Source organism: Acidimicrobiia bacterium, from assembly GCA_040878325.1.
GTDB lineage: Bacteria > Actinomycetota > Acidimicrobiia > Spongiisociales > UBA11373 > JAUYIV01.
This window is the reverse complement of record JBBDMM010000006.1, coordinates 246,015-265,648: the sequence shown is the minus strand read 5'-3', so window position 1 is coordinate 265,648 and position 19,634 is coordinate 246,015. Positions and strand designations below refer to the sequence as shown.

At 66.4% G+C, this 19,634-nt stretch carries 14 protein-coding genes and 2 tRNA genes; 10 read left to right on the top strand and 6 right to left on the bottom strand.

Going from position 1 to position 19,634, the window contains the following annotated elements; all coding sequences use genetic code 11:
- The first annotated feature begins 26 nt into the window (after positions 1-26).
- The gene (locus WD184_03910) at positions 27-1,040 is read left to right on the top strand and encodes a deoxyguanosinetriphosphate triphosphohydrolase (GenBank protein ID MEX0825887.1); all 1,014 of its coding nucleotides are present in this window, start codon (positions 27-29) and stop codon (positions 1,038-1,040) included.
- A gap of 89 nt (positions 1,041-1,129) precedes the next feature.
- Here the strand turns inward: WD184_03910 and WD184_03905 are convergent, their stop codons facing one another.
- Positions 1,130-1,957 carry a hypothetical protein gene (locus tag WD184_03905; GenBank protein MEX0825886.1) on the bottom strand — a complete coding sequence of 276 codons (828 nt, stop codon included), beginning with the start codon at positions 1,955-1,957 and terminating at the stop codon, positions 1,130-1,132.
- 134 nt (positions 1,958-2,091) lie between these two features.
- The gene (locus tag WD184_03900; GenBank protein ID MEX0825885.1) at positions 2,092-2,727 is read right to left on the bottom strand and encodes a hypothetical protein; all 636 of its coding nucleotides are present in this window, start codon (positions 2,725-2,727) and stop codon (positions 2,092-2,094) included.
- A 59-nt stretch (positions 2,728-2,786) separates the two neighbouring features.
- Here WD184_03900 and WD184_03895 point away from each other — a divergent pair, with 59 nt between their 5' ends.
- Positions 2,787-4,289: a PQQ-dependent sugar dehydrogenase gene (locus WD184_03895; GenBank protein MEX0825884.1), complete on the top strand. Its 1,503-nt coding sequence runs from the start codon at positions 2,787-2,789 to the stop codon at positions 4,287-4,289.
- Positions 4,290-4,498: 209 nt separating this feature from the next.
- Here WD184_03895 and WD184_03890 read toward each other — a convergent pair whose 3' ends face one another.
- Positions 4,499-7,075, bottom strand: coding sequence for a bifunctional diguanylate cyclase/phosphodiesterase (locus WD184_03890; protein MEX0825883.1), 2,577 nt, complete (start codon positions 7,073-7,075; stop codon positions 4,499-4,501).
- A gap of 120 nt (positions 7,076-7,195) precedes the next feature.
- Here WD184_03890 and WD184_03885 point away from each other — a divergent pair, with 120 nt between their 5' ends.
- Positions 7,196-8,104 (top strand): diacylglycerol kinase family protein, encoded by a 909-nt coding sequence (locus WD184_03885; protein ID MEX0825882.1) that lies wholly within the window; start codon positions 7,196-7,198, stop codon positions 8,102-8,104.
- 493 nt (positions 8,105-8,597) lie between these two features.
- On the opposite strand, the gene WD184_03880 is transcribed toward WD184_03885, so the two are convergent.
- On the bottom strand, positions 8,598-10,118 hold the full coding sequence (locus WD184_03880) for a peptide ligase PGM1-related protein (protein ID MEX0825881.1): 1,521 nt from the start codon (positions 10,116-10,118) through the stop codon (positions 8,598-8,600).
- Positions 10,119-10,331: 213 nt separating this feature from the next.
- Here WD184_03880 and WD184_03875 point away from each other — a divergent pair.
- The 4 genes from WD184_03875 (at position 10,332) to WD184_03860 (ending at position 14,984) form a co-directional block, all read left to right on the top strand.
- Positions 10,332-10,405: transfer RNA gene (locus WD184_03875), tRNA-Arg, on the top strand.
- 273 nt (positions 10,406-10,678) lie between these two features.
- Positions 10,679-12,835 (top strand): cyclic nucleotide-binding domain-containing protein, encoded by a 2,157-nt coding sequence (locus WD184_03870; protein MEX0825880.1) that lies wholly within the window; start codon positions 10,679-10,681, stop codon positions 12,833-12,835.
- A gap of 139 nt (positions 12,836-12,974) precedes the next feature.
- Positions 12,975-14,546 carry a peptide chain release factor 3 gene (locus WD184_03865; protein ID MEX0825879.1) on the top strand — a complete coding sequence of 524 codons (1,572 nt, stop codon included), beginning with the start codon at positions 12,975-12,977 and terminating at the stop codon, positions 14,544-14,546.
- A gap of 111 nt (positions 14,547-14,657) precedes the next feature.
- Positions 14,658-14,984: a DUF6300 family protein gene (locus WD184_03860; GenBank protein ID MEX0825878.1), complete on the top strand. Its 327-nt coding sequence runs from the start codon at positions 14,658-14,660 to the stop codon at positions 14,982-14,984.
- Between the two features lie 28 nt (positions 14,985-15,012).
- Here WD184_03860 and WD184_03855 read toward each other — a convergent pair whose 3' ends face one another.
- Positions 15,013-15,756 carry a class F sortase gene (locus tag WD184_03855; protein MEX0825877.1) on the bottom strand — a complete coding sequence of 248 codons (744 nt, stop codon included), beginning with the start codon at positions 15,754-15,756 and terminating at the stop codon, positions 15,013-15,015.
- Positions 15,757-15,768: 12 nt separating this feature from the next.
- Positions 15,769-16,725: an ice-binding family protein gene (locus WD184_03850; GenBank protein ID MEX0825876.1), complete on the bottom strand. Its 957-nt coding sequence runs from the start codon at positions 16,723-16,725 to the stop codon at positions 15,769-15,771.
- Between the two features lie 326 nt (positions 16,726-17,051).
- On the opposite strand from WD184_03850, the gene WD184_03845 reads away from it, so the two are divergent.
- The 3 genes from WD184_03845 (at position 17,052) to WD184_03835 (ending at position 19,546) form a co-directional block, all read left to right on the top strand.
- On the top strand, positions 17,052-18,719 hold the full coding sequence (locus tag WD184_03845) for a DUF885 domain-containing protein (GenBank protein ID MEX0825875.1): 1,668 nt from the start codon (positions 17,052-17,054) through the stop codon (positions 18,717-18,719).
- A gap of 31 nt (positions 18,720-18,750) precedes the next feature.
- A tRNA-Ser gene (locus WD184_03840) sits at positions 18,751-18,841 on the top strand.
- A gap of 246 nt (positions 18,842-19,087) precedes the next feature.
- Positions 19,088-19,546 carry a nucleoside deaminase gene (locus tag WD184_03835; GenBank protein ID MEX0825874.1) on the top strand — a complete coding sequence of 153 codons (459 nt, stop codon included), beginning with the start codon at positions 19,088-19,090 and terminating at the stop codon, positions 19,544-19,546.
- Positions 19,547-19,634: the final 88 nt, after the last annotated feature.

The following is a 19,634-nucleotide window of genomic DNA, read 5'->3' as shown; positions in this document are numbered from 1 at the left end:
GACGCTCGGTTGGAAGCCGAACTCTGATGGCAGGTGGGGTCCCCTCCCCGCGGTTCCTGAGGCGCCGAACCCGCGAGGACGCCGAGGAGCACGAGCGCACCATGCTCTCTGCGTCGGCGACGCGGTCGACTGACTCCCGCGGCCGCTCGATCCCTGAAGAAGCGGACCCAGGACGGACCGCTTTCGAACGGGATCGCGACCGCATCCTCCACTCGAAGGCCTTCCGGCGGCTCAAGCACAAGACCCAGGTGTTCATCAACCCCGACGATGACCACTTTGTCACCCGGCTCACCCACACCCTCCAGGTGACCCAGATCGGCCGCGCTCTTGCAACCTACCTGCGGCTCAACGAATCACTCGCAGAGGCCATCTGCCTGGGGCACGACGTCGGCCACTCTCCGTTCGGCCACATCGGGGAGGACGCCCTCACCCCCTACGTTCCCGGCGAGTGGCACCACGCCGCTCAGAGCGTGCGGGTGTTCGAGGTGCTTGAGCCGCTCAACCTCACCTGGGAGGTGCGCGACGGAATCCGGGCGCACTCGTGGAAGATCGATCCGCCGCCGGCCACGCCCGAAGGCATGGTCTGCCGATTCGCCGACCGCATCGCCTATCTCACCCACGACGTAGACGACGCGGTGCGGGCTGGGGTGATCGCCTACGCCGACCTACCGGACACGCCGCGTCAAGTGTTCGGTGAACCCGGCGGCGAGTGGATCCGGTCGATGATCGACGCCGTGGTCGACGAGTCGATCCGGCGAGGGGAGGTCACCATGGAGCAGGCCGCCCTCGACGCGATGAACGAACTGCGCGTCTTCATGTTCCACCGGGTCTACCTGCGCCCCGAGGCCGACGTCCAGCGTGATGAAGCCATCACCGTGATCCGCACCCTCACCGACCACTACATCGCCCACCCCGACGAAGTCCCTGATACATACCGCCACCACGGCGCCGACGAGGTCACCGCCGCCATCGACTACGTATCAGGCATGACGGACCGGTACGCGATCCGGGAGTACGAAGAATTGGCAGGGAGCAGGTAGCCATCGCGTCATACCGCCGCACGGCCCCTCCGTCACCGCCCTTCGGGCGGCGCCACCTCCCCCTACGGGGGAGGAAACGCGATAGACCCTCACTCCGCCAACGCGGCGATCGATGACACCGCGGTCGTGGCCAGGGCGGCCCAGGCGGGGGCGACGGCCAGGACCCCCGCGGCTCCTGACCACATCGCCGCGCCCACGCACGCAACGACGGTCATCACGCGGGCGAGCCGGATGCGTGACTCGAGAATCCGGCCTCCGTGGCGGCTGTCGGTCGCCGATCGCAGCGGTGCCACCACCCATGTCGCCACCAGGCCGGCGGCCAGACCACTGACCAGCAGCCCCCGCTCGAGGCCCTCCGGCTGGAGCCACGGCCCCGGGTCAGCGATGAAGACAGATAGCGCAGCCACTGCCAGCAGTATCGCCACGGATCCGACGAAGAGGAGGCGACGCGCCGGTCGATGCCACCACGCCGAAAGAGCAGGGGCGAGTGCTGCGACGGTCGCGACCGCACCCCCGCCAGCCCGAAGGCAGATCAGCGCCGCCCCCAGGCCGAGGAAGAGCAGGTCGATCGGCCTCATTGCACGCCCGGTGGTGCCGCCAACTACCCGAACCGAGACGAGCAACACGGTCATGACGAGCAGGTTGGCGGGACCGGCGACCAATAGAACCGGGGCCAACACGGCCGCGATTCCGGCGCTCACCGGGTGGTCGGGATCGAGCTCGCGAGCAGTCGCCCACGACAAGAAGGAGGCACCACCGGCGAGAACGCCGTCGGCAACCGCCGGCCACCAGCCACCGCCACTCAACAGACCGACGCAGCCGGCAACGATCCCGGACCCCAGCGTCGCCACGACGGCGAACCGGTTCGATCGATAGGAGAAATCGAACCGCCGGGTGATGCCACTTCTGATCCTCATCCGCGTGAAGGTATGGCGCAACCGGCAGGATGGCGAACCGACCCAAAGCCCCTGGCGCTCCTCGGCGGCCGCGACACCTCCCGATCCGATGGTGACGGCGACACCGCGCCCGATCCGGCGAGGACCTCTAGCTGTCAGTCTGCCGGGTGCCGAACCGGCAGCGCCGCGGCCGGAAGCCACGGGTCGCCATCGTGCGGCGCGGTCGCCACCGACCTTCGCGCCGGCGGCGGCATCCGAGAGACCGTCGACGGCGTCCGGGAGATTCCGGCTGCGGCGGACTTCAGCGCAATGCCGATTCCGAGCACGGCCATGACGGCTCCCGAGAACTCGATAGACCCTGCCACCGACCCTGTCATATGGAGGGCATCGAACCCGTGAGGGCCGAGGATGTAGGCCCAGTCGTGCTCCCCGCCGCCGACAAGAGGCAACGATTGGGTGACTGCGTCACCGGCATACACCGATACGTCCCAGGCCGATGCTCCCGCCCAGGCCAGGCAGAACCCCGAAGCAGCCGCATCACGAGCCCGGGCCCAGAAATAGCTGGCCATGACCAGCGGGAAGGCCACCTGGGCGACCGACCCGGCGAGAAACATCGCCAGTCTCGGCAGCCAAGCCCCGAGCAAATGCCCCGCCTCGTGAACCCCCAGGTCGAACAAGTCGAGCACCGGTACCGGCCGATCGGCCACGAACGCAAACCACGCGACCAAGCCGCCGACGGCGGCCGACACCAGCGGCCTGCCGATACGCCTCCACCGATTCCGGGTTTTCATCCGACCCCATCGGCATCTCGGAAGGCATTCTTCACCCGGGAACAGGGGATACTGGGGTGGTGCGACGCATCGTGATGGCCATCGCAATGGCGGCCACCACCCTCACGGGTACGGGCGCCGCCGCCGGGGTGCCCGAGTGCAACGGCCTGCCCGCGACGATCGTCGCGACGTCAGGCATACCGACGATCGGAACCCCGGGGGATGACGTGATCGTCGGCACCGCCGGCGACGACATCATCCGCGGCCGTGGCGGTAACGACGTGATCTGCGGCGGTGGCGGTGACGACATCATCAACGGTGGTTCCGGCCACGACATCATCTTCGGGAGCAGCGGATCCGATCAGATTCGTGGCGGCAAAGGGGCCGACCAGATTCGAGGCGGTTCAGGCGCGGATGAGATCTTCGGTGGAAGAGGCAACGACGTCATCCGCGGCGGCGGCGGATTCGATGTGGTTCACGGCGGACGGAGCCGTGACAAGTGCTTCTCGGCGGAAGTCCGCTCCTCGTGCCTGCGGGGACTTGCCCTGACCCTCATCGCCAGCCTGCCGCCCGGCCACCAAGCGGGCGTCGCGGTCTCGCCCCCGGGTGACCCCCGGCTCTTCCTGGTGGGCCAATCAGGGCCGATCTGGGAGATCGGACCGGGAGGACACCACTCCACGCCGCTGCTGGATCTCACCGGGCGGATCTCGACTGGGAGCGAGCAAGGGGTGCTGGGGCTGGCATTCCACCCCGCATTCGTCGAGAACGGCCGCTTCTTCGTGTTCTTCACCCAGCCAAACGGAGACATCAAGATCGAGGAGTTCGAGGACGATGGCAGTTGGCCGATCGACCCCGATTCCGGCTCGGACATCATCGAGATCGAACACGGCGACGCCACCAATCACAACGGGGGCAACCTCGCATTCGGTGCAGACGGCTATCTCTACGCCTCGATCGGCGACGGCGGCACCGGAGGCCACGAGGCCCAGGACACCACGAGTCTCCTCGGAACGATCATTCGCCTCGACGTCGATACAGCCACTCCCTATGCCTCACCTGCAACCAATCCGTTCGTGGGTGGCGCGGGGGCCGATGAGATCTGGGCCTATGGGCTCAGGAACCCGTGGCGGTTCTCGATGGACCAGGGGCTCATCTACGTCGGTGACGTCGGCCAGTCCACACGCGAGGAAGTGAACGTCTCGTCGGTCTCGTCAGGGGGCCTCAACTACGGGTGGCCCATCCTCGAAGGAACCGATTGCCACAGCCCATCCAGTGGTTGTAGTTCTGCCGGCACCGTACTCCCGGTGCATGAGGAAGATCACTCGACGGGGGTGTGCTCGGTGATCGGCGGGTACGTGTATCGCGGAGACCGGATGCCCGAACTCGACGGCCACTACCTCTTCAGTGACTTCTGCCGGGGGTTCATCAAGTCGTTCCGCCACGCCGGCGGCGATGCCGAAGAGCTGACCACCTGGATCGCGAGCACCGGCCACCTCGTGACATCGTTCGGGATGGATGCCGACGGTGAGCTCTACGTGGCCACGCTCTCAGGGGATCTCTACCGAATCACTCCCGTCCGCTGACCCCGAACGCGAGTCACGGGGCCCTTGCGGGCCCGCGACTGCGGTCACGATTCAGATCGATCAGGTCCAGCTGCCATGCCGGTGGGGGCAAAGCGCGGGGAACGCCGCAGCCGGGGTCGAGTGGGAGTGGATCGTGACCTTATGGGTCCTGTATCGGCCGCACAGCCGAGAAGAAGAGGACTAATCGACCGATGGCACGGTCGTACTAGTCACGCCGACTCGGCGGTCATGCCGCCGAAAGTGACTCGCGGACCCCCATCCCCCATCGGGACGGCCCCCGAAGCGAGCCAAGCGCTGAGGTCGGTGAACGACATCGGCCGGCTCAGGTAGTAGCCCTGGGCCACATCGCATCCAGCTGCCTTGAGCAAATCCCAGGTGCCGTGGTTCTCCACCCCTTCGGCGACCACGACGAGGCCGAGGCTGTGGACCAGGCTGGTGGTCGAGGTAACGATCTTGGCCAACCGCTGATCGACGGCCATGTCCATCACGAAGGTGCGGTCGATCTTCACCTCATCGACCGGCAAGTTGCTCAAGTAGGCAAGCGAGGAGTAGCCGGTGCCGAAGTCGTCGATCGCCAGCTTTACACCCAATTCGTCGAGGGCGTTCAACACCAGTCGGGCGCGGGCCGAATCGGTCATCATCGTGGTCTCGGTGACCTCCAGGGTGACCGCCTGCGGGTCGACGTCGTTTTCTCCGATGAGGCGAGCCACCAGGTCGGGGAACTCCTCGTCGGTGAGGGAGGCGGCGGCGATATTCACCGAAACCGAGATCTTGTGGCCGTCGGACCGCAGCCGCATCACATCGCGGAAGGCGGTGCGCAGAACGTGTTCGGTGAGCGGGCGGATGAGCCCGGTTCGCTCGGCCAGTTCGATGAACTCGTCGGGGGGGACGGCACCGTGCCGGGGGTGCAACCACCGGGCGAGCGCTTCGACCCCGACCGGGGCGCCATCCAGCAGCCGTGCCTGCGGCTGATAGTCGATGGCGATCGAACCCTGATCGAGGGCATCACGAAGTTCTGCGGCCATCGCGAGTCGGCGTGTGCTGTATTGGTCTTGCCGCGGGTCGTACACCTCGAACGAGGAGCCCACCGATTTTGCCTCATACATCGCGACATCGGCACGGCGTAAGAGTGTGGTGCCGTCCGTTCCGTGGTCGGGTGCCATGGCGATGCCGATGCTCCCCGACACCTGAATCGCCAGGCCCTCGTTGAGAAACGGTCGGTGGAGGGCTCGACCGATCTTGCGGGCCCAATCGACGGCCTCACTGATGCCGGCGATGTCACGAAGCATGATGCCGAACTCGTCCCCGCCGAGCCGAGCGATGTGCTCATCGCCCCCCAACGCATCGCTGAGGCGGAGCGCCATCTCCTGGAGGAGCACGTCCCCGCGCTGATGCCCGAGCGTGTCGTTGACCTCCTTGAACCGGTCGAGGTCGACGAGGAGGACCGCAAGACGCCCGCCGCGTTCCTGGGCCTTGCGCAGGGCATCCTCGACGACGATCGAGAAATGGAGTCGGTTCGGCAGGTTGGTGAGCGCGTCGTGGAGCGCCTGGTGCTCCTTCTGGCCGGCTTCACGCCGCAGCCGGTCGACCAGCCGACCGCGCTCGAATGACAGCCTTGCCTGTCGGGCGAGGGAGTCGAAGAGCCGCATCTGATCCGACGTGAACCCGCCTCCCCTGCGGCCGCGACCGACGACGATCATCGTGGCGGTTCCACCGCCTCCAGCCAGCAGCGCCGCCATCGCGTCGGTCACCCCCTTGGACGAGTAGTGGGCGACGATTGCCGAATCCAGCTCCGAGAGCCGGAACACCGCGGTCCCGTCGACGTGAGCCGTGATGGCCTCGACCACGCCCGGCGGGGCCGGTCGCCGCTGCAGCGATCCATCGGCGGTACGAGTGACCGCGGTCGATCCGACCCCCCGCGCCATGACGACCTCGGCGAACTCGGCATCGAAGAGCTCCACGGTCTGACTAAGGGTCGCCTCGATGAGCTCGTCGGTGTCGACGGCGGCGTCGACGGAACTGGTGAAGGCATAGACGGACTCCAGGTCCTCGAACCTCTGGCTGAGGGAGCCGTAGACGCGCAGAGCGCCGTACATGCCGCCGGCGACCACCGCCACTGCCACCAGGGCGAGGGGGTCACGCCAGGCGACGACAAGGCTGACGATGCCTACGACTGCCGAAAGGAAAGAGATCACCATCCCCGAGCCCATCGACCGGGCTACGGCACCGAGGGCGCGCCCCGGACGGTCGAGCCACACCGCGAGGGTCACGAAGCCGGCGGTGACGACCATCGAGGTGGTCAACGCGACCATGCCCACGCCGAGACCGGCCATGGATACCGGCGACCGACCATCGAGAATGAAGCCATATGCCGTCAGTGCGACCACCGTCTCCAGAAAGAAGAGGGCGAGGTTGAAAGCCATCCGATAGGGGGGTTGCTTGCGTCGAACGGCCCGCGCCACACCCGCGCCGACCAGGCGTCCGACGATCAGTGCTGCCGGGCCGGCAAAAACCACGCCGAGTATCAGGGGGATCTCGCTCATCGACACGGTGTGAGCGTTGGCACGGACGTGTAGTCGAATATTGAACACTTCGGTGGCCGCGAACGCCAACGCGATCAGCCAGATGGGTATCTCGAAAGGGGCCGCGAAGGGGGTCGGAACGAGCGCAAAGAAGTACAGGAGCGCGCCCGCTCCTGCCATTGCGACGGCCACGCCGAGCACGTGGATGCGCCGACTCTCGAGACCATCCGGGGCGTCCGGCGACCCGGGTGCTTCCTCATTCATCTTCAATGTTGTCGGTCGGAGCAGTGGGCGCCTGAAGCCCAACGGAGGCGCCGCTTTCGGGCAAATCGTCGAGCCACGCCGCCGTATCCGGCCCATCGCGGCACCAGTTAGCCTCGCCCGATGCGCCGCATCGCCCTCGTGGTCAACCCGAGAGCCGGACGCGGGAGAGTCGGCCGCGAATTGACCCGGTTGCTCGTGACACTGGCCGAGGCGGGCCTCGACGTCGAAGTACACGAGACCACCCACCGGGGGCATGCCGTCGACCTCGCCAGGGCGGCTGCGCTGGGCGGATTCGAGACGGTGGTCGCCGTCGGTGGCGACGGCACCGTCAACGAGGTGGCCAATGGGCTCATCGATCGAGATCGCCCGGTGTCGTCTGCTTCATTGGGGGTGGTGGCGGCCGGATCGGGGGCCGACTTCGCCCGCAGCTTCGGCTTTCCCAAGCACGTCGATCACGAACTGACCGGGATCGCCGGCCGGACCCGGCGTCTCGACGTGGGGAAGATCGCCTGCAGTCCCGTCTCTGGAACCGAGCCGGTCATCAGGTATTTCGTCAACGCCGCCGAGGCGGGGATGGCAGCCGCCACCGTCGAGCGAGCCGAGCGGTTGCCTCGCTGGTTCGGGAAGGCGCGGTACCTGATCGCCTTCTGGCCATCGCTGGCGGGCTTCGACCCGGTCGAAATGACGGTGTCGGCAGGCGATGCCTCATACACGGGACTGGCTCACAACGCCCTGGTGGCGAACGGGAGGTACCTCGGTGGAGGAATGCAGATCTCGCCCCATTCAGATACAGGCGACGGTCGATTCGACATCCAGGTGAACATCGGCCCCAAACGGCAGGCGTTCACCCTGATACCGAAGATCTACCGGGGCACTCATCTGCCCGACGATCTGATCATCCAGATGTCGGGTCGCGAGGTCGCCATCCATACCGAGCGGCCCGTGCCGATCGAGGCCGATGGAGAGATGGTCGGTGTCACCCCGGCGACGTTCACCAACCTTCCGGGGCTGCTCGAACTGGTGGTGTAACAGCCTCCCCCTTCGATACCCCCACCTCGGGTTACATTGATGACGGCGACCGCGAGGGGGCGGCATGGACTGGCGGGAGGAGGACCCAGGCCTTCCGATCAAGCCGGACCTGTCTCGAACGGCGAGTTTCTTCCCCAGCCGCTCGGGCCCACGGTCACCGAGGCACTCCGCCTCGCCCGACAGCAGTGCGACCGGGCAGCCAGACGCCTCCGCATCGACCGCCGGGAGTTTCTGAAGACGGCGACCGCCTCCGCAATCACCCTCTTCTTCCTCGACCGGATGTCGGCCCAGGCGGCGGCGACGGTGGGAGGTCGTTATCACATCCCCCGCGACGCTCTGTGGGAACCCGAAGCGGCCGCGGCCACTCACCGTGTACCTGCCAGGTCACCGACGTCGGTGGGTTCTGTGATCAGGCCTGCATGGCGGAGAGCGGGGCGGGCATCACCTGTTTGTGTGGGCACCCGCAATGCGAGGGGGCGCCCGAACTCGAACCTCAGCCGCTGCCCTGATCGGACGCCGCCTCCTCAGCCAGTACCCTCTCCGTCTGTTCGAATCGCTCCTGCGCCTCCTCGGGCGAGTCGCCCACACAGGTGGCGCCGAGTTGGCCGAGCTCGGGAACCGAGCACAGCATGTGGAAGGCCGCTCCCACCTGGGTCGACTGGTCGAAATGCAGGCCACGCATCAGTGCGACGTCGAACACATCGGTTGGGGTCAATGCCTGCAGCCCCGGGACCTCGAGATGGTCGCTGGCCACATAGAACTTGCGCTTGCCACTCGGAGCGGTGAACACGCTCTCCTCGGGGTCGTAGCGGCCATCCGTGAGGAACTGCAGGGTGAGGAACCCATGGGTGGTTCCGCCTTTACGGAGGTTGATCTCGATGGCGTACGAAGACCACGGTCCCGACCCGTCGCGGGTCACCACGAAGTCGAGGGCGAAGCGCCCGATCACCCCCAGGGCGGCGAGGCGCTCACCCACCTTGAGGGCGTCGACGCTGATCATCGGCGCATACGCCGGGTCAGCCGGGAACCGGGAACCGAGGAAGATCTGGCCGCTCTCCCCTCCGAGGATCTGGTCGTGAGTCGAGAGCAGCTGCACCTTGCCCAGGGGGGTGACCCGCAGCTGCGCGCTGGGGCTGCGCACCTCGGCTCCGCTGACCATCTCCTCGACGATCCCGCCCTCGCGGGCGAACATCGACCAGTACTTCTCGGGTGTACCTGGTGCCTCGACCGGGATCCGATCGAGCAGATCATGGATGGCCGGGGCCTCATCAGAGTCGCCGGCCGGGGGAAGCCCGTCGAGCCCAAGGATCGAGTTGCCGTAGCCCGACACCCCCTCGTTGTGCTTGATCACCACCGCGCGCATGCCGGGCTTCGCCTGGCGCATCCGAACCAGCGCATCGGCGACTGCTTCCCGGTCGGGCAGGTCCTGGTGGCCAATGGGATGGTTGACCCCGGATTCCGCGAACAGCCTCCGGCTCGAGGTCTTGGTACCGAGGTGGGAGTCCTTGGGGTCGGCTCCGTACATGGGGATGCCCAGCCGCATCGCCAGCTCGCGGTCCTTCCAGGTCGCCCAGTAGGGCACGAGGTGGGCGCGGTCCGGGTCGATGATCAACGAGCGGATCCTCTCGATCAGCCGGGGCCGGGAGAGGATCTTGTCGGTGAGTGGACGGGGGGTGGCCTCCATCGGGGAGACCATGTACAGCCGCTTACGGGCGTGGCTCGAAACCACTCCAGGCATCAGGTCGAGGTAGTAGTCGACGATGTCGGGGTGGATCGACTGGCCGGTCACGTAGATCAGCCGGGCTCGAGGCTGGCGGAGCAGCAGCAGGAAGAACAGGTACCGCTCCTCGATCGCCTGTAGTTCGGTGGGCGAGAGCTCTAGGTCGAACTCGGCGGAGGGAACCACCACGATGGTCTGCGGGTCGGTGTTGATGCTCTGGAGCGACTTCCAGAGCGGGATCAGCTTCTTCTGCAGCGCGTCGTAAGCAGCCTGGTCGTGAACATCGAACGACACTGGTCATGTCCTCCTGTTGCCGGGAAGTTACCCGGCGCGCGACCGCCGCGGGTGGGGCGTCCACCGCGATCGCACCGAGTGAACGGCGTAGCCCCGTACCCGCCCTGAGCGACAAACTCACCACCGATGCGAACTCCTCCCGCGGCTACGATGCCGACTGCTCGCGATGCCCCGGAAGGTCCCCAGTGGGCGGCCGGTTGGAAGTGAGTGAATGCGCCCGTAGCTCAATTGGATAGAGCGTCTGGCTACGGACCAGGAGGTTGGGGGTTCGAGTCCCTCCGGGCGTGCAACGTCCCCGCGGCCACCAGTCGGCCCAAGGGCCGACCGTCGCAGCGTTTCGACCCCTAACCGGGCTCGAAACCCCACTCCACAGCGCTCCGCACCCCAATGACTGGTTGGGGGTTCGAGTCCCTCCGGGCGTGCAACCGAGACGCTACCCGCTTCCCGCTGCCCGCTACCGGCAGGAAGCGGCGGGCCGCCCCCGCCGTCGTCGCTCTGGCCATGGACCATGGACCGTCTATTCGGCTAGGTTGCCGGGCGTGGTGAACCCTTCTCTCCGAGTGTTGATCGACGGTGCCCAGGTGGAGGGCACCAACACCTCTCGCCTCTCCCTCGAGCCCGGTGAGATCCTGATGCGGCGGGGAGACACGGCCGACACGGTGTTTGTGCTGGTCGAAGGGTCGCTCACCGTCTCGCGCACCATGACCGCCGACCGGTCTCTCCTCGCGATCGTGGACGAGCCAGGAGCAGTTGTCGGCGAGATGGCCCACTTTGGCGGCGGAGTGAGGTCGGTCACCGTGTCCGCCCGAACCCGCGCCGAGCTGATCGCCTACCCGACCTCCGCCTTCCAGCAGATCCTGGACGCGAACCCCGACCTCTCCCACCACCTCGCCGAACTGGCGGTGCAGCGTGCCGAGTACGCCGAACTGGCGTCGCTCCTCGCAGACCATTTCGCGATCGACGACGACGAGGCCCTGATGTCGACCTGCCAGTCGGTCCAATGGCTCAAGCTCGAGCAGGGAACAGTGCTCTTCAAAGAGGGCGACGCGTCGGACGCGGTCTACGTGGTGGTACGAGGTCGCCTCACGGCGACAAGAGGAACCGCACCCAACGAGGTTCGCATCGGCGAGGCGGGCCGGGGGGAATTCGTCGGGGAACTCGGCCTCATGGGGCAAACCCCCCGTGGGGCGACCTTGACCGCGGCGCGCGACACCGTGGTGGCGCGGATGGACGAAAAGGCGTTCAACCAACTGGTCACCAGCCAGCCGCGGATGATGTTCGAGCTCTGTCTCCGCGCTGTCGCCCGGGCCGAGGACGTTGCCCGTGACGCCCCGCCCAGCACCGTTCTCGCCCTCGCTATCTCGCCACGGCTCGACGCCGAAGCTGTGGTCAAGGTCATCAAGCACGAACTCGACCGTCACGGCCGTACCTATCGCCTCTGGCCACAACGTGTCGACGCCCTCCTCGACACTCCCGGAATCTTCGACTCGGCGCGCGGGGAGATCGGTGGAATCCGGGTCTCCCGGTTGGTGCAGGACTTCGAGCTCGAGACCGATCACCTGGTCCTCGAACTGGGCCCCGAGCCCGGCCCCTGGTCGCGCCGGGCACTGGGAATGGCCGATCGGTTGCTCGTCATCACCCCCGACGACCCCACGGCGGCCGAGGTGGAGCATCTCGAACGATTGCTCGCGGGCTGCCGACCCGGCCTCGATCGCACGGTCGTGGTCATGCGGCCGTCCCGAGCCTCACCACCGACGGGTTCGGCAAAGATCCGCGACCTGTTCTCGGGCGACCAGGTCATCAATGTCGAAGACGGGTCCGATCAGGATCTCGCTCGTGTCGCCCGGGTCGCTGTCGGCAAGGCGAACGCACTGGTCTTCGGCGGCGGCGGTGGCCGGGGGTTTGCTCACCTGGGTGTGGTCCGCGCGATGAACGAACTCGGCATCCCCATCGACATCGTGGGCGGTACCTCGATCGGCGGAGTGATCGCGGCCACAGTGGCCGAAGGGTTCACAGCCGACGAAGCCACCGAATGGGCTCGCAAGAGCTTCATGCGCGTCCTCGACTACACGCTGCCCTTCGTATCCCTCGTCAAGGGAAAGCGGATTGCCGGCGAAGCCGAGAACACCTGGAGGGACCGCGAGATCGAGGACCTGTGGCTCACGTACTTCTGCGTGTCGACGAACCTGACTGCGTCGCGCATCCACCTCCACCGCCGTGGATCGGTGGTGTTGGCGATTCGAGCCACCACCGCCATTCCCGGGGTGATGCCCCCGGTCCCGTTCGAAGACCAGCTATTGATCGATGGCGGCGTGCTGAACAACATGCCGATCGACATCGCCCGCGAGATGTCACCGGGGGGTCTGGTGATCGCGGCCGACGTGGCTCCGCCGGCAGGGCCCAGGGCCCGCCATGACTACGGGCTCTCGGTGTCGGGTTGGTCGGCGCTCCGCTCCAAGCTGCGCAAGAAGAGTCCCGGCTATCCCCGGATCTCGGCGGTGCTGATGCGCTCGATGATCACCGCGTCGATGCGGGAGCGGAACCGCCAGCTCGCTTCGGGCCTTGCCGACTTCTACCTCGAGCTCGACATCAGTGGAGTCTCGATGCTCGATTTCGAGGATCCAATCAGCGTCTCCCAGCGAGGCTACGAGGCGGCTCTGCCAGCACTCACCCAGTGGCTCGAGGGGCGTGGCGTGAATCCGAACGCCACCCATTGAGGGGCCGAGTTCGGCAACCCATCGGACCGCAGTAGATTCGGCTGACGGCCGCCAAGCGGTCCGCTCGAGACAGGACCGAGATCATCGCGCTTCCCCACCCCTCCCCCGTCGTGTGTCACTGCCCCATCGGACGGCGGCCATGACCGACGCCATCGCTTCCGAAGCGGCGCGGCGGCGCACCTTCGCCATCATCTCCCACCCCGACGCCGGCAAGACCACGCTGACCGAGAAACTGCTCCTCTACTCCGGGGCGATCGTGGAGGCGGGCGCGGTTCGAGCACGCGCCGGGGTCCAACGTGATGTCTCGTCCGATTGGATGGAACTCGAGAGGCAGCGAGGTATCTCGATCAGCTCCACCGTGTTGCGATTCGAGCACGACGGGGTGCTGTTCAACCTCCTCGACACCCCCGGCCACCGGGACTTCTCGGAGGACACCTATCGGGTGGTCTCCGCCGTTGACGCAGCGGTGATTGTCCTCGACGCCGCCAAAGGCGTCGAGTCCCAGACCCTGAAGCTGTTCCAGGTGGCTCAAGCGAGGGGAATTCCGCTGATCACCTTCATCAACAAGGTCGATCGATTTGGGATGGCTCCTCTCGAGTTGATCGACGACATCGAGAGACAGCTGCGGATGGCGGCGACGCCGGTGACTTGGCCGGTCGGCAACGGCACCGATTTCGAGGGCGTGGTCGACCGCCGTGACGGTTCGTTCTGGCAGTTCGAGCGCACTGCCCGCGGTGCTCACATCGGCGCCGAGGAGCAAACCACCCTCGAGGCGATCGCTGGATCGCCGCACCGGCACGAGGCCGAGCAGGAGTTGGCGGTACTCGCCGGAGTCGGCGCGGACCACGACCGGGAGAGATTCCTCAGCGGTGTTTCGACGCCCGTGTTCTTCGGATCCGCCCTGTGGAACTTTGGCGTGCGCCTGCTGCTCGATGCCATTGCGGAAATGGCCCCGACACCGACGCCTCAGATCGAGCGAGACGGACGCGCCCGCTCGCTCGACGCCCCCCTTGCCGGATTCATCTTCAAGATCCAGGCGAACCTCGACACGCGCCATCGAGATCGCATTGCATTCATGAGGGTGTGCTCGGGACGCTTTGAACGAGGCGGCGCGCTCATCAATCATCGAACCGGTCGCAGCACGACCACCAAGTACGCCCATCAGATGTTCGGCCGCGAGCGCGACACCGTGGACATCGCATATCCCGGTGACATCGTCGGACTGGTAAACGCCTCCGACCTCACGATCGGCGACAGTCTCAGCATCGACGGAAAGGCGCAATTCAGGACCTTGCCCACCTTCGCCCCCGAGCATTTCCGGCTCGCCCGCAACCTCGACACTTCCCGCTACAAGCAGTTCCGTCGGGGAATCGCCCAACTCGACGATGAGGGAGTGATCCAGGCGCTGCACACCCGGGACCGCGGGGAACGAGAACCGATACTCGGCGCGGTGGGCGAGATGCAGTTCGAGGTGGCGGTGTTTCGCTTGGAGGCAGAGTTCGGAGCGAAGGTGAGGTTGGACCCCGTGCCCTACCGGCTGGCTCGCCGCACCAATGAAGCGGGACGGGCGGCGGCCTCGGCCCAGAGGGGGGTCGAGGTCGCTGAGAGGCGTGACGGCACGCTCCTGGCTCTCTTCCCGAGCGAAAATATGCTCAACGTGACCCGACGCGACCATCCGGACATCGTGCTCGACTCGATCATTGGGCTCTGAGGAGCGGTTGCCCGCCACCACCGTTGCCCGTGTAACCCGATCGAGACGGATCACCGATCAGTGGCGGGCTACGGTTACCGGCAGTCTCAGTGGCCCAAGCGCGGGGTGCCCTTGGCTATCGACATCGAATGTCCGTCATGCGGCGAGACGAGTGACCTGAAGGGTGTGCCTTTGGGGGATTCGATCGCCGTCACCTGGGGTACTTGCGGGATCACCTGGGAGCGTTCGACCGATCCCCGCTGCTCGCGGTGCGGAGGCGGAGACCTCCAGCCGGTGCCTCTGGCGATCGTCGAGAAATCGCGCGGCACCCAACTGTCGATCGTGGGAATCCGAACGGTTCACCTTTGTCCGGCGTGCGACAGCGAAACGACCGACCGGTGGCACCGGGGGCGGCCGCGGCCGCTGTTTCCGGATGATCTGCCGACCGACGCTCAATGACCAGTTCGGGGTGAGTGGAAGCCGCCCCTCAGCTGACGATGGAGTGGAGCGGGGTCTCCCGAAAGCCGGTCAATGAGGCGAACACCACGATGTTCTCCTCGAAACTGTTCGCGTAGCGGTCCCACCGGCCGCCACAGGTGATCACCCGCAGCGTCGATCCTTCGGTGGGGCCGTAGACGAGGAAGGTCGGGAAGTGGTCCTTCGGGTAGCTGCGGACACCATCGACGACGAAGACCGCTATCAGCCCGTCGCTTCGAGTGATGAGGATCTCGTCGCCCGGACGCACGGCGCCCAGGTGGTAGAAGATCGAGCGGCCGTCCGAGACCGAGTCGACGTGGCCCAGGATCACCGCCGGGCCGGGCGAACCCGGCTCCGACGAATACTTGTACCAAGCGGCCTCGTGGTACCGCGGTGACTTCGGGACCTCGAGGGCGCCGTCGGGAGTCAAGCCGAGGTATTGAAGGGTGGAGTGGGCCTCGATCGCCGGAATCTCGATAGCGATCGGTGGCGACGACGGGATCTCATAGGGCTCAGCGACGACCGGGGTGCTGGTGACCGAAGTCGGATCGGGGGTCGTGACCGCCCCAACCTGCGCCGGGACCTCCCGCCACGACCCGACGACTCCGAACGCGTCATCCGGAGGTTGTGGGGCCTGGTGCTCCGAGGTCTGCATCGCCAACACGATCGCGATCACCCCGGTCACAGCCATCACGGCAGCAGCCGCCGCCATGAAGGTCTGGCGGCGGCTGGAGCCGATCGAGGTGGACTTCAACTGAGGCTCGGTCTACGAGTTGCGTCGGATCGAGTGCATGCGCCAGCCGAATACGCCGGCCGCGGAGGCGAGCAATACGGCTCCGACCACAACGAGCGTCATGTCCGGGGTGCCCGATGTCGGGCTCCCACCCGTCTGCGCCCCGCCTTCTGGGAACGGGATCGTCGGAGTCACCAACACATCGATGCCCGACGTAGTCGAGGTCGTCACAGGTGCCACGGTGGTGCTGGTCGTGGCGGCCGGAGCCGCGGTGGTCGTCGTGGTGGCGGCCACCGTCGTCGTCGTAGTAGTGGCTTCAACAGGAGCAGCACAGCCAACCTGGGTGATCGTGTTGGTGTCCATCGTCACCGCGCCGTTACGCGCCAGCGCCCTTCCTGAGATCGACACACCGTTCTGCAGGTTGATGGAGGTGAGAGCAAGGATGGTCCCGCGGAAGGTCGTGTTGGAGAACAGATCTGCCGAGCTCCCGACCTGCCAGTAGACGTTGCACGCCTGAGCACCATTGGTGAGAACCACCGAACTGCCCGCGCCTGTCGTGAGCGACGAGGCCATCTGGAATATCCACACGGTGTCTGGGTCACCTTGCGCGTCGAGCGTCACGGCCCCATTGATCTCGAATGCTCCGCTGCCGGACGCGTACACCCCGCCGAAGACCGTGGTTGCACCGAGTTCCGAACCGAGGGTGGCATTGTCAGGTGTCCGTCCCGCGGCGTCGAGGTAGGCCGAGGTGAGCGCGTTCTTCGCTGCCAAAGCTTCGTCGTCGGCCACAAAGAGTTCGCCGTTCAACGTGACCTCGTCGAATCCGGGAGTCTCGGTTCCATCATGGAGGCCGACATCACCGTTGATGGTCGTGCCCCCGGTGTTGGTGATGGTGGTGCCGGCGAGAACGGCGAAGCTGTTCGCTACGCCAAGGCCGACGGGCTCCGCCGCCCACGCCATGAAGGGGACCATGAGCAGGGCAATCGTCATTGCTGCGACCGCGACCAGCCCGACCTTGGGCCTGTCTCGGTTGACTCTCGTAGAGCCGTTGAAAACTCGCGTGATGAGCACCTTCTAGCTAGAGGACTACTACCCCAAGTAGATCGGCATTTTTGGCGGACATCGTTAGCCGTTTGGCAGTCGTTTCCAAGAAATCCCCCCGATGAGATTCTCCATCACGCCACGGCCCAGCCAGTGACGGGAGGGCGAAGGGTCTGGCGTGCTGGCCGCTGGCCGGTCCGGCGGAATCCCCGGGTCCGGCGGCAGTGGCTCGTCTTCACCCCCCTATCGTTCGGCGGGCCTACGAACGGGGAAGCATGAACGAGCAGCTCTCGCAACTGGCCGACCGCTACTGGGATCGGGTCATGGAGGCCAGCCCCCTGTGGGCCTCGCTGCTCGGCGATCATCGCTTCGACGACCAGGTGGAGAACCTCTCCCGCGGCGCCGAGGAGGCGCTCACCGCCGATCTCGACTCGATCGTCATTCAGGCCAAGGCGGTCGACCCAACCGGGCTCGACAAGAACGATCGGATCACCCGGCACGTCCTGCTGTCGGAAGCGGCCTCCCAGGCCGACGGACTGCGTTCCCGGATGCCCGAGTTCATGGTCGACCCGATGCTCGGAGTCCATATGGATGTGATCCAGGGCGTGTCGCAACTTCGGGCCAACAACGCCGAGCAGGCGAATGCCTTCCTGGGGAAGGCATCGAAGACCGGCCTCCTATTCGACCAGGCCCTGCAGCGGCACCGCGAGGGTGTAGCCAACGGACGGACCCCACCGCAGGTGGCGATCGAGAAGGTGCTGAAGCAGATCGACGCGTACCTGGAGTCGCCGCTCACCGCCGATGCCTTCATGCAGATCTCCCTCCCCGAAGAGATGGACGCCGACGACTGGCGCGTCGAGATGATCGAACAGGTGCGCGAGGTGGTCAGACCCGCCTTCGCCCGATACCGCGATGGCATCGCCGCCGACATCCTCCCCCACGGCCGGCCGCCGGAGAAGTCGGGCGTTTGCTGGCTGCCCGACGGCGAAGAGATCTATCGACGGGCCGTCAAGCGCTACACCACTCTCGAACTCGACCCGCGCGACCTGCACCAGATCGGATTGGACGAGGTCGCCTCACTCGAGGACGAGTATCGGGCGCTCGGCGGTCCCGTCCTCGGCACCACCGACGTACCGACCATCTATGACCGACTGCGTAGCGACCCCGCCCTCCGTTTCAAAACGGCGGACCAGGTGCACCAGGCCGCCGAAGACGCCCTGGCCCGCGCCCGCGAAGCAATCCCTCAGTGGTTCGGCCGCCTGCCCGAAGCGCCATGCATGGTGCAGCCGATCCCCGACATCGGGGCGGCCGACGCCACGCTGGCGTACTACTTCCCTCCCGCCGACGACCAGAGCCGCCCGGGGATCTTCTTCATCAATCTCACCGAGCCGACGACGCGCACCCGGTTCGAGTCCGAGGCGCTCGCATTCCACGAGAGCATCCCCGGACACCACCTCCAGATCGCCATCGCCCAGGAACTCGAAGGGGTGCCCACCTTCCGGCGCAACGGCAACGTGACCGTCTACACCGAGGGCTGGGGTCTGTATACCGAGCGGCTCTCCGACGAGATGGGCCTGTACTCGGGTGACCTGGAGCGGATGGGCATCCTGTCGTTCGATTCCTGGCGGGCGGGGCGCTTGGTGGCAGACACCGGACTCCACGCCCTTGGGTGGAGCCGCCAGCAGGCGATCGACTACTTCATGAAGAACTCCCCCCAAGCGCCCAACAACATCGTCAACGAGGTGGATCGGTACATCGGGTACGTCGGGCAGGCGCTGGCATACAAGGTCGGCCAGCGCGAGTTGTTCCGCCTCCGGGAACACGCGAAGCAGGCGATGGGCAGTCGGTTCGACATCAAGGACTATCACGACACGGTGCTGGAGAACGGTCCCGTTCCCCTCGACCTTCTCGCTGACCTCGTCGGAGAGTGGATCGGGGCCTGACCCGGGGCCGACCTACACTCCCAGGCCACCAGGAGGGATCGCATAGTCCGGCCGAGTGCGCACGCCTGGAAAGCGTGTTGGCGGCGAAAGCCGCCACGAGGGTTCAAATCCCTCTCCCTCCGCGAAAACCACCGCTCCCCGGTCTTCGCCGCCTTACCGGCGGCGAAACCGGCCCCTTCTCGCGTCGCCTCCTACACTCCCCGGCTCCGCATGGACCTGGCGAACGAGGATCCCCGACCCTCTCGACACCGCGGAGAAGGGTTCAAATCCCTCTCCCTCCGCGTCCTCCCCCGAAGGGGGAGGTGGATCGGCCGCAGGCCGAGACGGAGGGGGCGCTCAGAGGAGACCCTCTCCTTGGAGCCTGGGCAATGACACTGCCCAACTATTCCACCCCCATGCGCCATGCACTCGGGGAAGCGCGGCTCGCTTTACAGCACGGAGATGTCCCCATCGGGGCGGTGCTGCTCGAAGGCTCCGGGGCGGTGGTGGCTGCCGATCACAATCGTCGGGAGGAGTTGGGTGATGCCTCCGCCCACGCCGAGATGCTGGTTCTTTCGGCGGCGTCGCGGGCCGCCGGCGACTGGCGACTCACCGGGCACACGCTGGTGGTGACCCTCGAACCCTGCCCGATGTGCGCCATGGCGGCGGTGTGGGCGCGGGTGGAGCGGATCGTCTACGGGGCAGCCGACCTGCGGGCCGGCGGTGCCTGGAGCCTGTACAACATCCCCCAGGACGCCCGCCTCAATCACCGGGTCGAACTCGTCGCCGGCGTCCTGGGCGAGGATTCGGCGGCACTCCTGGAGGAGTTCTTCAGTTCACGACGGTGAGTGGCGATTACCCCCTCGGTAGATGCCACAATTGCAACCGACAGTTGGAGTCGCACGGCTGGTCCTTGTTCCCTCTGGCAGGGGCTGG

Bases quoted from the DNA above. Each gene is read 5' to 3' on its own strand.
- WD184_03905 (MEX0825886.1), bottom strand. From the start codon at position 1,957: ATGAGGATCAGAAGTGGCATCACCCGGCGGTTCGATTTCTCCTATCGA.
- WD184_03850 (MEX0825876.1), bottom strand. From the start codon at position 16,725: ATGACGATTGCCCTGCTCATGGTCCCCTTCATGGCGTGGGCGGCGGAG.
- WD184_03890 (MEX0825883.1), bottom strand. From the start codon at position 7,075: ATGAATGAGGAAGCACCCGGGTCGCCGGACGCCCCGGATGGTCTCGAG.
- WD184_03835 (MEX0825874.1), top strand. From the start codon at position 19,088: ATGACACTGCCCAACTATTCCACCCCCATGCGCCATGCACTCGGGGAA.
- WD184_03885 (MEX0825882.1), top strand. From the start codon at position 7,196: ATGCGCCGCATCGCCCTCGTGGTCAACCCGAGAGCCGGACGCGGGAGA.
- WD184_03900 (MEX0825885.1), bottom strand. From the start codon at position 2,727: ATGAAAACCCGGAATCGGTGGAGGCGTATCGGCAGGCCGCTGGTGTCG.
- WD184_03910 (MEX0825887.1), top strand. From the start codon at position 27: ATGGCAGGTGGGGTCCCCTCCCCGCGGTTCCTGAGGCGCCGAACCCGC.
- WD184_03845 (MEX0825875.1), top strand. From the start codon at position 17,052: ATGAACGAGCAGCTCTCGCAACTGGCCGACCGCTACTGGGATCGGGTC.
- WD184_03865 (MEX0825879.1), top strand. From the start codon at position 12,975: ATGACCGACGCCATCGCTTCCGAAGCGGCGCGGCGGCGCACCTTCGCC.